The organism is Williamsia sp. z71, assembly GCF_059553375.1.
In genome coordinates this window covers 159,338-171,375 of record NZ_JCANWX010000004.1, presented here as the reverse complement: position 1 = coordinate 171,375, position 12,038 = coordinate 159,338, and the positions used below count along the sequence as shown (strand labels likewise).

Below are 12,038 nucleotides of genomic sequence, written 5' to 3'. Positions count from 1 at the left end.
GCATAGCCAACACGGAAGAACCGAGGTGCTCTGATGACCGTCCCCGATACCACCACCGCCCTGTCGAATTTTCTCGACGGCATCCTGACCGGCAGCCTCGAGGTCATCGATCTGACCACGCCGCTGAGCAGTTCGACTCCCGCGTTGCGCCTGCCCGAACCGTTCGCGAACCTCATCGACTTCAGTCTCGAAGAAGTCAGCGCCTACAACGAGCCCGGACCGTACTGGCGTCACAACAACATCCACACCGGCGAGCACATCGGCACCCACCTCGACGCGCCGGTGCATTGGATCACCGGTCGCGACGGCGATGACGTCTCGCAGATCCCGGTGCAACGACTGATCGGTCCGGCCGCCGTCCTCGACCTGTCCACGAAGGTCGCAGATGACCCCGACTACCTTCTGAGCATCGCCGACGTCGAGGAGTGGGAAACCGCCAACGGGCCGCTGACGGCGGGGACGTGGTTGCTGCTGCGCACCGGCTGGGAGTCGCGGGGTGGTTCGCAGGCCGAGTTCCTCAATGCCGACGACACCGGTTCCCACACACCGGGCGTGGCGGTCGACTGCGCGCGCTGGCTGGCCACCGAACGGGAGATCACCGGCCTCGGCGTGGAGACCGTCGGGGTCGACGCCGGTCTCGCCGGCGGTTTCGACCCCGCATTCCCGGTTCACAACTATTTCCTGGGCAACGACAAGTACGGCATCACCTCACTACGTAACCTGGGTCGTCTCCCCGCCACCGGCGCGGTGCTCGTGGTGAGCCCGCTGCCGATCGTCGGTGGGACCGGCAGCCCGTCCCGGGTCCTGGCCGTCGTCGCCGGATCGGGCGCAGACGGAGCGGGTGCGTGAGCACATACGGTCCCACTGTTGCCGACGTCGTCGGACATGCCCTGGCCGACCTCGGTGTCGGGCACGTGTTCGGCGTGGTCGGTAGCGGAAACTTCGTGATGACCAATGCGCTTCGGGCGGGGGGCGTCCCGTTCACCGCGGCTCGTCACGAGGGTGGCGCGGCGACGATGGCCGATGCGTACTCGCGGATGTCGTCGCGCGTGGGAGTGGTCTCCCTGCATCAGGGATGCGGCCTCACCAACGCGATGACCGGTATCACCGAGGCGGCCAAGAGTCGTACCCCGATGATCGTCCTGACCGCGGACAGTCCCGCGGCGGCACTGCGCTCGAATTTCCGTATCGACCAGGACGCGCTGGTCACCAGCGTCGGCGCGATCAGCGATCGGGTGTACTCGGCGCAGACCGTCGTCGCCGACGTCACGCGCGCCTACCGGACGGCCGTCGCCCGGCGGCGCACGGTGGTCCTCAACGTCTCCACCGACGTCGCGGCCGAGCGGGCCACCGTCGACGGACCGATCGAGATCACGGTCGATCAGTCACGGGTGCGGCCCGACACCGATGCGGTCACCCGGCTCGTCGACGCCATTCGCGGCTCGAAACGGCCGGTGTTCGTTGCGGGGCGCGGTGGCCGCGACGCCGGTCCCCGGATCGCCGAACTCGCCTCGGCAAGTGGGGCTTTGGTTGCCACCTCGGCGGTTGCCAACGGACTCTTCGCCGGCGATGCGTTCTCCCTCGGCATCTCCGGTGGGTTCTCGTCACCCACCACCGCCGAATTGATCTCAGGCGCCGACCTGATCGTCGGCTGGGGGTGTGCCCTCAACATGTGGACGATGCGGCACGGTCGATTGATCGGACCGCAGGCCACTGTCTTCCAGGTCGACGACGACGTCGATGCGATCGGCGCGCACCGTCCCGTCGATGCCGGGGTGATCGGCGACTGTGCCCTCACCGCCACCGACGTTCTTGCGGAACTGTGGGGTGTGGAACCGGAAGGTGCGACCCGGTACCGGACTGCTCGTGTCAGAGCGAGGATTGCGGAATCGTCACGCTGGCAGGATGTTCCGGTCGACGACACGTCCGGTGCCAATCGCATCGACTCGCGTGCGCTGACCATCGCGCTCGACCGGATCCTGCCGGCGGAACGGATCGTGTCAATTGATTCGGGCAACTTCATGGGTTATCCGTCGACCCACCTCTCGGTTCCGGACCACAACGGATTCTGTTTCACCCAGGCATACCAATCGATCGGACTGGGGCTGTACACCGCAATCGGTGCGGGGATCGCGCAACCCGATCGGCTCGGCGTCCTCGGTGCCGGCGACGGTGGATTCCTGATGGGCATCTCCGAGATCGACACCGCGGTACGCCTGCGCCTGCCGTTGGTCGCGATCGTCTACAACGACTCCGCCTACGGTGCGGAGGTGCACCACTTCGCTGACGCGGACCATGGGGCGGTGACCTTCCCGGAGACCGATATTGCCGCCATCGCACGGGGTTTCGGCGCGGATGGGATCACCGTGCGTACGCTCGACGACCTGGACGGCGTACGCACCTGGGTCGAGGGCTATCGAGCGGCCGGCGCGGCCCGGCCGCTGGTGATCGACGCGAAGGTCGTAGGTGACGGCGGGTCCTGGTGGCTGGCAGAGGCGTTCGCGGGGCACTGACATCACGTCGCACGAACCCGCTACCGGCGTCAGCCGATGATTGCCGGCATCGAATCCCAGCCGCGCACGGTGGAACTGCGGGCTCGTCGAGCTTGCGCAAGGTCGATGTCCCACTCCGGGAACCGGTTCAGGACCTCTTCGAGTGCAACCCGGCCCTCGAGACGGGCGAGTGGGGCGCCGAGGCAGAAATGCGCGCCCTTGGCGAAACTGAGGAGCGAGCCGGGTTGGCGGTGGATGTCGAAGCGATCGGGGTGCTCGAAGGCGCGTTCGTCGCGGTTGGCCGAGGCCAGCATGAGCAGCAGGGCGCTGCCGGCCGGAACCGTCTGTCCGTGCAGTTCAACATCTTCGGTGACGTATCGTGCGACGTGAGGTCCGGGCGGCTCGAACCGCAGGAGTTCGTCGATGGCACCGGGGATGAGTGAGTGGTCCTGCGCGAGTTCCTTGCGCTGATCGGGGTGCTCGGCCAGCACCTTGCCCATCCAGCCGAACAGTCGGCCGGTGGTCTCGACACCGGCTCCGGCGATGACCGCCAAGAAGATCAGGAGCTCGTCCTTCCGTAAATGGCGGGTGGTACCGGTGTCGTCGTCGAACTCCACGCTGAGCAGTTCGGTGATGAGGTCGTCGGAGGGGTTCTTGATCCGCCAGTCGACGTAGTCGGTGAACATGTCTCCGTCGAAGTAGTGATCTTTTCTCACCGGCAGTGGTTCGCCGGGTTTGTTGCGCAACACTCGATTTGCCTCGGCGCGCACGCTCGGCTGGTCCGCATCGGGGATACCGACGAGCATGCCGATGGTCCGCATCGGGAGCTCGGTGCCCAGGTCGAGAACGAAGTCGAACCGGTCGGCGCCGATCAGCGGATCGAGGCAGGCGTTGCAGAATGCCCGGACCTTGTCTTCGATCATCTTCATCTTGCGAGGTGTGAAGGCGCGGCCCACGATCTTGCGATGGATGGTGTGCAGCGGTGGGTCTTCGTTGATGAACACACCGGGCGGCATCACCGGGTCGGCTTTGACGACTTCGAGGATGTCGCCCTTTGCGGAACTGAACCGCTGCGGATCCCGCAACGCGGCGTCGATGTCGGCGTAGCGGCTCAGGCCCCAGAAGTCGTGTCGTTGGTTGTGGTAGAGCGGCGCCTCGTCGCGTAGTCGCCGATAGGTCGGGTACGGATCCATGTCGATCTCGACGTCCCACGGGTCGTAATACACATCGCTCACGAAACACTCCTTGATTCGGGTTTCGTGAGCGAGCATAGATCAACTGCTATACGCTCGTACAGCGAACGGTCGTACTTCGCCGGAGCCGGGCCTTTCATGGCCGAATTCGACTGGAGCGCGTGCAATTTCGGCTGTCGGCTTCTCGGCATGGCAGCACGACGAATGAAGGAGCCCGAAGATGAATGATCGGTTCTCGCTCGACGGGCGGGTGGCGTTGGTGACCGGTGGTGGCACCGGTATCGGGCGCGGTACAGCGCTCGTCCTTGCCGAACACGGCGCCGACGTCGTGCTCGCCGGCCGTCGCCGCGACCCCCTGGAGTCCACCGCGAAGGAGATCGACGCGCTGGGGCGCCGGGCTCTGGCCGTACCGGCCGATGTCAGTACCGCCGCCGGATGCCAAGAGCTCGTAGACCGGACGGTCGCGGAGTTCGGCCGGGTGGACATCCTGGTCAACAGCGCCGGGGGCGCCGAGACGAAGTCGATCAAGCGATGGACCGAGGAGGAGTTCGGTGACGTCTTCGCCCTCAACCTCGGCAGCGTCTGGAACCTGTCGCGGGCGGTGTCGGTCCACATGCTCGAACGGGGCAAGGGGGCGATCGTCAATATCTCGTCGGGAGCGAGTTTGCTGTCGATGCCCCAGGCAGCCCCGTATGCGGCGGCAAAGGCCGCGGTCAACAACCTGACCGGTTCCATGGCCGCCGCATGGGCGAGCAAGGGTATTCGCGTCAACGCGATCGCGGTCGGCGCGGTCCGGGCTCCGACGCTGACCGACGAACTGGCGCGATACAACCTGGAGCCCGATTCGGTCGCCGGGTCCAATGGTCTCGGCCGGCTGGGTGAACCCGACGAAATCGGTTACGGCGTCTTGTTTTTCGCCTCCGACGCGGCCAGCTTCTGCTCAGGTCAGACGCTGTACATGCACGGCGCGCCCGGGCCTGCGGGCGTCTAGGGACGCCGGTCAGCCTCGGTTGCGCACCGGCCGTTTCCGGGGCCGCGGCGACGTCGGCGGTTCGAGCGCGTCGAGCAATGTCTCGAACGACGCCACCACCTCCTCGTGGGCACTGGTGATCCCGGCGCCCTTTTCCAGATTCAGCAGCTTCGGGATGCCGGAGATCAGGACCACCAGGCCGCCGGGGGTGAGCGGGAAGTCGGCGGTGCCGGTGGTCGCGGAGATCGCCGCCAGGGTGTCGAGCTGTATTTGTCTTATCCGTGCGGTGACCTGCGCGATCTCGGCGCCGATCTTTGCCCGGTGGTTCCCCAGTGCCATGAACTCGGTGACCAGCGCGCCCTTGGCTTCGGCCCAGCTGAACTCCCACAGGACGTGCAGTGGCTGGTCGGGCCGGGCGTCGAGGGCCTCGGTCAGTCGCTGGGCATTCTGATCGGTGCGACGACGAATCGCGGCCAGAAAAATGTCGTCCAGGGTGGGGAAGTAGTACTGGACGAGGCTCGGTGTGACGCCGGCCTTCGCTGCCAGCACCCGGTACGTGACGCTCGGATAACCGTCGGTGACCATGATCTTCTCGACGGTGTCGAGGATGACGTCCCTGGTCTTCGATGTTTCTGCGCCCACGCGCCGAGCCGATGGTGGCATGTTCACGTACCTCACTTCGTAGTCTTGTTCATTTTCGCACCCCCGGCTCGCTGTACGACCGTATAGTGGCTGTGGGCTTGGTCGCAGGCATTTGGGGGCCGAGCGCCACCGGGCACGTCCGCCCCGGCGGAGAAGCATTGCGAAACGGAGAGATATGTCGACGCTCGAAACCACCCTGGAGCAGTTGCAGGCCGATGTTCGGTACCTCAAGGACCGGACCGAGATCCTGGACTGCATCTCCCGGCACGCTCGTGGCTGCGACCGCCATGATGTCGACCTGATCACTGCCGCCTATCACGACGATGCTGTTGACGAGCATGGTCACGCGACCAATCAAGGCCCCGACTACGGGGATTGGGCCAACAAGGTGCATGCCGAGACGTCGAAGGTACACACCCACAACATCACGACACACTCATGCGAGATCGATGGTGACACCGCGCATGCCGAGAGCTATGTGCTCGTCGTGCTGGTCGGTGGCGACGGAAAGACCGCCCAGTTCATCAGCGGTCGTTACCTCGACCGGCTGGAGCGGCGAGAGGGACAGTGGCGCATCGCTCTTCGGCGATCGACGGTGGAAGCTATGTTCCTCGGTGATGCGCGGGTCCTCACGTCGCCCTTCTTCACCGAAAAGGGTTACCTCGTCGGGACGCGCGACCGTAGCGACCTCTCCTATGAACGTCCGCTGAAGTTGGACATTCCGGCCCCCGCGCGGTGGTGATCGGAGTACCGTAACCGGCGACGCTGCCATGCGAACTCTGCGCCATGGTTCCCGGATCCGCTCAGCTGCAAGGAGATAACGATGACAGACGTTCAAGTCGAGACCGGATTGCTTGCCGGTGATCAACGAATGCTGATCGACGGGGAGTTGCAGCACACCGCAAGTGGCGCACTCTTCGACGTGATCCACCCGGGCTCCGAGCAGGTGGCCGGGCAGGCGACGGACGGCACCGTCGCCGATATGGAGCGGGCCATCGGTGCGGCGCGGCGGGCGTTCGACGAGACCGATTGGTCCCACGACGTGGAGTTCCGGTACCACTGCCTCACGCAGCTACACGAGGCCCTCGAGCGGAACAAGGAACGGATCCGCCGGATCGTGGTGACCGAGGTGGGTTGCCCGATCAGCATGACCAGCAGTCAGGTCGATTCCCCGATCGCCGAGGTCAAGCACTGGGCCGAGTACGGCCGAGCGTTCAACTATCTCGAAGACACTGGCGTCCACGAGACGGTGATGGGGCAGGCTCGGCACCTGATCCACTACGACCCCGTCGGTGTCGTCGGTGCGATCACGCCATGGAACGTGCCCTTTTACCTCAACATCGCCGAAACCGTGGCGCCGCTGATGGCCGGGAACACCGTGGTGCTCAAGCCCGCTCAGTGGACGCCGTGGTCGGGTAGCGAGCTGGGCCGGATCGTCGCCGAGGAGACCGACATCCCGGCCGGGGTGTTCAACGTGGTGGTCTCGAATGCCAACGAGGTGGGTGCTGCGTTGTCGGCGGATCCCAGGGTCGACATGATCACGTTCACCGGTTCCACGGCCACCGGACGGGCGATTCTGGCGGCCGGGGCCGCGACGGTGAAGAAGTCATTGATGGAATTGGGTGGCAAATCGGCCCACATCGTCTGCGATGACGCCGATCTGACCGCCTGCCTGCCGATGGCGGCGATGATGGCCTGTGCCATGTCGGGTCAGAGCTGCATCCTGCCCAGCCGAATTCTGTTGCCGCGTAGCCGTTACGAAGAGGGCCTGGCGATCCTGGCCGCGACGATGCAGAACATCCCGATGGGCGACCCCTGGCAGGAAGGCATCATGCACGGGCCGCAGATCAGCGAGACCCAGCGCAACAAGGTCCTCGGTCTGATCAAGTCGGGTATCGATTCCGGTGCCAGGGTGGTCATCGGCGGCGGAATCCCGGAGAACCTCTCGACCGGCTACTACGTCGAACCGACTCTGCTCGCCGACGTCGACCCCGACTCGCAGGTGGCCCAGGAGGAGATCTTCGGTCCGGTTCTGACCGTGATCCCGTACGACACCGACGACGAGGCGATCGCCATCGCCAACAACTCGATCTACGGACTGTCCGGCGAGGTCAGCAGTGCCGACAACGACCGGGCGCTCCGCATCGCCCAGCGGTTGCGGACCGGCAGCGTCACCGTCAACAGCAAGTCGTTCTTCGGTATCACCAGCCCGTTCGGTGGCACCAAACAGAGCGGTCTGGGCCGTCGCAACGGCGACTTCGGCTTCAAGGAGTACCTCGAGGTCAAGACCATCGGTCAGCCCGTCTAGGACCGTGCCGCCGACCCCCCCCGCAAACGAGCCCGAAATACGAAGACGAGCCACAAATATGTGGCTCGTCTTCGTACAAGTGGCTCGTTTGCGGGTCAGAGTTTGAAGCGGCCGGCGAAGCCGCGCAGCGGCATGTCGGCGCTGGTGAGGATGCCGGGCCGGGCGTCGACGACACTTCTGATCGCGTTGAGTGCCGGAAGTCCGGTCACGGTCATGCCGATCGACGCGAAGTCTTCGGGATTATCGAGTCTCACACCGGGTTTGGGGAAGATCATGTGTTTGCTGTAGATGTTCGGGTCGCCCGAGATCTGGGTGATGTAGCAGCCCTTGATGTCCCAGGCCGGACTGGTGTACGGGGTCATCTGCCATTCGAGATGTGATTCGATGCGGGGTGTCCCGTCGACGATGCCCTGGTACTTGATGTAGTTGGCGCCCAACGATCCCTTGGGCAGCTGGTACCAGCCCAGGTCGACGTCCTTGGTGCAGGCCCCGAGTTCGTAGGAGAACGTGACGTCGTCGAGTTCGAGACCGAAGCAGTCGGCCATCAGGTGGACGCTGTCGGCGAATACACGGGTGTATTTCTCGAGGGACCCGGGGATGCTCGAGTCGTCGACCGGCGCTCCGTAGCCGACTTCCTTCCAGGTGTCGACCGAGTGGTGACAGGAGACGTCCACCGATTCGATCACGGTGACGTTCTCGATCTCCGATACGTCGGCGCTGTGTGCCACCGCGAGTATCTGGTTGAGGCCGGGGTTCATCCCGGTGCCGTAGAACGTCGAACCTCCACGCAGGCAGGCGTCTTGCAGTACTTCGGACACTTTTCGGCCCGACGGGTGCGGGTGGTTCTGGTTGCGATGGTGACCGGTGATCCAGTCCGCGGTCGTGACGATGTTGATCCCCGCCTCGAGGATCTTCTCGTAGAGGGCTTCGTCGGGGAAGACCCCGTGGAAGGTGAGCACGTCGGGCCGAGCGGCGATGATCTCCTCGACGGTGCCGGTGGCGATCACCCCGACCGGGTCGAGTCCGGCGAGTTCGCCGGCATCGCGACCGATCTTCTCCGGTGTGTAGCAGTGCAATCCGACCAGTTCGAGATCCGGATGGTTACCGATGCGTTTGATCATCTCGGTGCCGACGTTGCCTGTCGCCACCTGGAAGACTCGGACGCGGTCGGCCTCTGTGGTGCTCATCGGTGAAGTCCTTTCGTCGGGTAGAACTGCGTGGCCCATTGCCGCAATTGGGTGAAGCCCTCGTATTCGCCCCGGGACAGGGCCGGCGGATCGGAGTAGCGCTGATGCGACCAGATGTTGATGTCGGCGACAAATTGCTCGATCACGGCATCGGCGAGAAACTTTGCCCCGGAGGTTATCTCGGCTCGATCATCGCCGGGACGTCGGCCGATCCAGACGCTGAAGCGGATGTCGGAGGTGAGATCATCGACCGGTGTCACGGCCGTGAGGGTGCGGTTGTCGATCATGCCCCAGCTCTTGGTCGCCGCGACCCCGAGTCCGGCGTTGATCGCCTGCACACCGCTGTTGATGTCGTCGGCCGAAGCGTTCTCGTCGAACGCGATCGTGAAGTCCACGTAGGAGGTGGCTTCGGTGAAGTCGTGCCTGGTGATGTCGGGCATGAACGGGACCTTGTGGACGAACTTGAAGTGTGCGAAGTCCACACCGTTTTCCATCACGTACTGCGGATGCAATTCCAGCCCGGGCCGGAACAGTGTTGCCTGCGGGTATGACGGGTAATAGTCTGCGGCCGTGAGGTTGTCGTCGAACCCGGCGAGGACATCGGGTACCTCGAAGTACGGTGCGACGCCATCGACGTCGTGCCAGATGAAGATCGACTCGTTGAGTTCTGCCACCGGGTAGGTGCGGATGCGACGGCCCTTGTTCGGGTGCTTCTCGTAAGGGATGCACACGTTGCGGCCCGCGCTGTTCCACTCCCAGCCGTGGAATGGACAGACGATGCGATCGCCTTCGACGTGTCCGCCGTAACCGAGGTGCGCGCCGAGATGCTCGCAGTAGGCGTCCATCACCGTCACCTCACCGGTGGACGACCGCCACGCGATCATCTCGGTGTCGAAATACTTCATCCGGTGGACCTGACCGGCGGCGATCTCGGCAGCCCAGGCCACCTGGAACCAGCCGGTGGGTTTCATCGACAGGGGAGTTCTGGCCATCTGGCATCCCTTCGTCCGGGGAGCGACCCGACTCGATCTGTCCAGAATCGTAGTGGGGTCTGTGAAAAAAGAACAGAGGGTTCGTTGAAACTCGTTTCCCGTACTGGCAGCAGATAGAGTTGCCCGGGTGAGCGAATCGGGTGTGGTCGGCAGACGCAGTAACAAGCGTGGTCTGGCCACCCGGGAATCGATGCTGGACACCGCTTTACGGACGCTGGCGACCGGCGACCCGGCAGCGGTGTCGGGCAATCGGATCGCCAAGGAGATCGGTGCGACCTGGGGTGCGGTCAAATATCAGTTCGGTGACATCGACGGGCTGTGGGCGGCGGTTCTGCAACGCATCGCGCAGCGTCGGGGTGATCTGCCGGTCAGCGCGCCGATCGACGCAGCACTGCAGGTCCGGGTGGGTGCCATCATCGACAACATGTACGAGGGTCTGACCGTCGGTGATTCCCGGGCGATCGAGAACCTCCGGGCCGCGCTGCCGCGTGAGCGTGCCGAGCTCGAACGCCTGTATCCGCGCACCGCAGCCGAATTCGAGTCGTGGGGCCAGGCGTGGCTGGACACGTGTCGCCGGGCCTTTACCGGTCTGGATGTCGATCCCGATCGGGTTGCCGAGGTGGCCGCGTTCATCCCCGGCGCGATGCGCGGGATCGTCTCGGAGAAGCAACTCGGGACCTATACCGACCTCGACCTCGCCAGACGCGGGATCACCAACGCGATCGTCGCCTACCTGCAGCCGCGGTGACCAGCGACTGAAGGACTGCCGCCCGGCGGCGACCCCCTCGTCGATTATCGCGATAACGGATTACAGAAGCGCAGATTGAGTATTGGACTGAGCCTGATAATGGCGCAATAGTGTGGGAATGGACACGCTCAATCCGGACGTACCCGGCGACGTCTTCGCCGACATCCTCAAGCAGGTCAATCAGTTCGTGCGGACGCGCGTGATTCCGCGGGAGCTGGAGATCATGAACACCGACACGATCCCCGAGGACCTGCGGACTCAGGTGGCGCAAATGGGTTTGTTCGGTTACGCGATACCGCAGGACTGGGGCGGTCTGGGATTAAACCTGATCCAAGACGTCGAACTCGCGATGGAACTGGGCTACACCTCGTTGTCGCTCCGGTCGATGTTCGGGACCAACAACGGGATCGCCGGGCAGGTGCTGGTCGGGTTCGGCACCGATGAACAACGCGCACAGTGGTTGCCGGGTATGGCTTCCGGAGACGTCGTCGCGTCCTTCGCGCTGACCGAACCCGGTGCGGGATCGAATCCGGCCGGCCTGAAAACGACGGCCCGGGTCGACGGCGACGGGTGGATCATCGACGGGGGCAAGCGCTACATCACCAACGCGCCGAACGCGCATCTGTTCGTGGTTTTTGCGCGCACCTCACCGGCGCCGGAGACCGGCAACGGCATCGCGGTCTTCCTTGTGCCGGCCACCGCCGACGGCGTCGAGATCGGCCCGAAAGACGCGAAGATGGGACAAGAGGGTGCGGCCACCGCCGAGGTGAATTTCAACGGCGTCCGGGTGGGCCCCGAAGCGCTGGTCGGGTCAGACGCCGAGGTCGGGTATCGCGCCGCGATGACGTCGCTCGCACGTGGTCGGGTGCACATCGCGGCTCTGGCCGTGGGCCAGGCCCAGCGGGCACTCGACGAGTCGGTTGCGTATGCGGCGACCGCCACCCAGGGTGGGAACGCGATCGGCGATTTCCAGTTGGTGCAGGCAATGCTCGCGGAGCAGTACACCGGGGTGATGGCCGGACGTGCCATCGTGCGCGACGCCGCGCGGGCCTGGGTGACCGAGACCGATCGCCGGATCGCGCCTTCGGCGGCCAAGCTGTTCTGCACCGAGATGGCCGGCAAGGTGGCCGATCTGGCTGTTCAGGTCCACGGCGGCGCCGGGTACATGCGGGACGTGCCGGTGGAACGGATCTACCGGGACGTCCGGGTGCTGCGGCTGTATGAGGGGACCAGCGAGATCCAGAAACTGGTCATCGGCGCGGGTCTGATCCGGGCCGAGAAGAAGAAGCTGTCATGACGTTGCCACTCGACGGCTACACCGTGGTCTCCGTCGAGCAGGCGGTGGCGGCGCCGCCGGCCACCCGGAATCTCGCCGATCCCGGTGCCCGGGTGATCAAGGTCGAACGGCCGCGCCGGAACTGGCAGATGATCCGCGCTGTGCCACCAATGTCGCGGGGGTGCAGAATCGGGCCGCCTGTGACGCGGAGGTGACCGCGGGCACCAGGC

The 12,038-nt window shown here is 64.9% G+C and carries 11 protein-coding genes and 1 pseudogene; 8 read left to right on the top strand and 4 right to left on the bottom strand.

The annotated features are described in order from the left end of the window. Nucleotides 1-33 precede the first annotated feature (33 nt). The gene (locus AC51GR_RS11490; protein WP_496324776.1) at nt 34-849 is read left to right on the top strand and encodes a cyclase family protein; all 816 of its coding nucleotides are present in this window, start codon (nt 34-36) and stop codon (nt 847-849) included. Beyond that, nucleotides 846-2,513, top strand: coding sequence for a thiamine pyrophosphate-binding protein (locus AC51GR_RS11485; protein ID WP_496324775.1), 1,668 nt, complete (start codon nt 846-848; stop codon nt 2,511-2,513). Before AC51GR_RS11490 ends, AC51GR_RS11485 begins: the two co-directional genes overlap by 4 nt. Nucleotides 2,514-2,542: 29 nt before the next feature. Here the strand turns inward: AC51GR_RS11485 and AC51GR_RS11480 are convergent, their stop codons facing one another. Next, nucleotides 2,543-3,727: a cytochrome P450 gene (locus tag AC51GR_RS11480; protein WP_496324774.1), complete on the bottom strand. Its 1,185-nt coding sequence runs from the start codon at nt 3,725-3,727 to the stop codon at nt 2,543-2,545. 178 nt (nt 3,728-3,905) lie between these two features. Between AC51GR_RS11480 and AC51GR_RS11475 the strand changes: the two genes are divergently transcribed. Next, nucleotides 3,906-4,676 (top strand): SDR family NAD(P)-dependent oxidoreductase, encoded by a 771-nt coding sequence (locus tag AC51GR_RS11475; protein ID WP_496324773.1) that lies wholly within the window; start codon nt 3,906-3,908, stop codon nt 4,674-4,676. Between the two features lie 9 nt (nt 4,677-4,685). Here AC51GR_RS11475 and AC51GR_RS11470 read toward each other — a convergent pair whose 3' ends face one another. Next, nucleotides 4,686-5,318, bottom strand: a complete 633-nt coding sequence (locus AC51GR_RS11470; RefSeq protein ID WP_496324772.1) for a TetR/AcrR family transcriptional regulator — start codon at nt 5,316-5,318, stop codon at nt 4,686-4,688. A 154-nt stretch (nt 5,319-5,472) separates the two neighbouring features. Here AC51GR_RS11470 and AC51GR_RS11465 point away from each other — a divergent pair, with 154 nt between their 5' ends. Further along, nucleotides 5,473-6,039: a nuclear transport factor 2 family protein gene (locus AC51GR_RS11465; protein WP_496324771.1), complete on the top strand. Its 567-nt coding sequence runs from the start codon at nt 5,473-5,475 to the stop codon at nt 6,037-6,039. Nucleotides 6,040-6,120: 81 nt separating this feature from the next. Next, nucleotides 6,121-7,605 carry an aldehyde dehydrogenase family protein gene (locus AC51GR_RS11460; protein WP_496324770.1) on the top strand — a complete coding sequence of 495 codons (1,485 nt, stop codon included), beginning with the start codon at nt 6,121-6,123 and terminating at the stop codon, nt 7,603-7,605. A 95-nt stretch (nt 7,606-7,700) separates the two neighbouring features. On the opposite strand, the gene AC51GR_RS11455 is transcribed toward AC51GR_RS11460, so the two are convergent. Continuing rightward, nucleotides 7,701-8,792, bottom strand: a complete 1,092-nt coding sequence (locus AC51GR_RS11455) for an NAD(P)H-dependent amine dehydrogenase family protein (RefSeq protein ID WP_496324769.1) — start codon at nt 8,790-8,792, stop codon at nt 7,701-7,703. Continuing rightward, the gene (locus tag AC51GR_RS11450) at nt 8,789-9,784 is read right to left on the bottom strand and encodes an aromatic ring-hydroxylating dioxygenase subunit alpha (protein WP_496324768.1); all 996 of its coding nucleotides are present in this window, start codon (nt 9,782-9,784) and stop codon (nt 8,789-8,791) included. Before AC51GR_RS11450 ends, AC51GR_RS11455 begins: the two co-directional genes overlap by 4 nt. 127 nt (nt 9,785-9,911) lie before the next feature. Here AC51GR_RS11450 and AC51GR_RS11445 point away from each other — a divergent pair, with 127 nt between their 5' ends. The 3 genes and pseudogenes from AC51GR_RS11445 to AC51GR_RS11435 all read left to right on the top strand — a co-directional run. Beyond that, entirely contained in the window at nt 9,912-10,532 is a 621-nt protein-coding gene (locus AC51GR_RS11445; RefSeq protein ID WP_496324767.1) for a TetR/AcrR family transcriptional regulator, read from the top strand. 118 nt (nt 10,533-10,650) lie between these two features. Then, the gene (locus AC51GR_RS11440) at nt 10,651-11,829 is read left to right on the top strand and encodes an acyl-CoA dehydrogenase family protein (protein ID WP_496324766.1); all 1,179 of its coding nucleotides are present in this window, start codon (nt 10,651-10,653) and stop codon (nt 11,827-11,829) included. Continuing rightward, nucleotides 11,826-11,939: pseudogene (locus tag AC51GR_RS11435) on the top strand (CoA transferase); the annotation flags it as partial. The gene AC51GR_RS11440 and the pseudogene AC51GR_RS11435, both read left to right, overlap by 4 nt. Nucleotides 11,940-12,038: the final 99 nt, after the last annotated feature.

Excerpts from the sequence above, each read along its gene's own strand:
- AC51GR_RS11490 (WP_496324776.1), top strand. The coding sequence starts at position 34 with ATGACCGTCCCCGATACCACCACCGCCCTGTCGAATTTTCTCGACGGC.
- AC51GR_RS11475 (WP_496324773.1), top strand. The coding sequence starts at position 3,906 with ATGAATGATCGGTTCTCGCTCGACGGGCGGGTGGCGTTGGTGACCGGT.
- AC51GR_RS11470 (WP_496324772.1), bottom strand. The coding sequence starts at position 5,318 with ATGCCACCATCGGCTCGGCGCGTGGGCGCAGAAACATCGAAGACCAGG.
- AC51GR_RS11465 (WP_496324771.1), top strand. The coding sequence starts at position 5,473 with ATGTCGACGCTCGAAACCACCCTGGAGCAGTTGCAGGCCGATGTTCGG.
- AC51GR_RS11460 (WP_496324770.1), top strand. The coding sequence starts at position 6,121 with ATGACAGACGTTCAAGTCGAGACCGGATTGCTTGCCGGTGATCAACGA.
- AC51GR_RS11455 (WP_496324769.1), bottom strand. The coding sequence starts at position 8,792 with ATGAGCACCACAGAGGCCGACCGCGTCCGAGTCTTCCAGGTGGCGACA.
- AC51GR_RS11450 (WP_496324768.1), bottom strand. The coding sequence starts at position 9,784 with ATGGCCAGAACTCCCCTGTCGATGAAACCCACCGGCTGGTTCCAGGTG.
- AC51GR_RS11440 (WP_496324766.1), top strand. The coding sequence starts at position 10,651 with ATGGACACGCTCAATCCGGACGTACCCGGCGACGTCTTCGCCGACATC.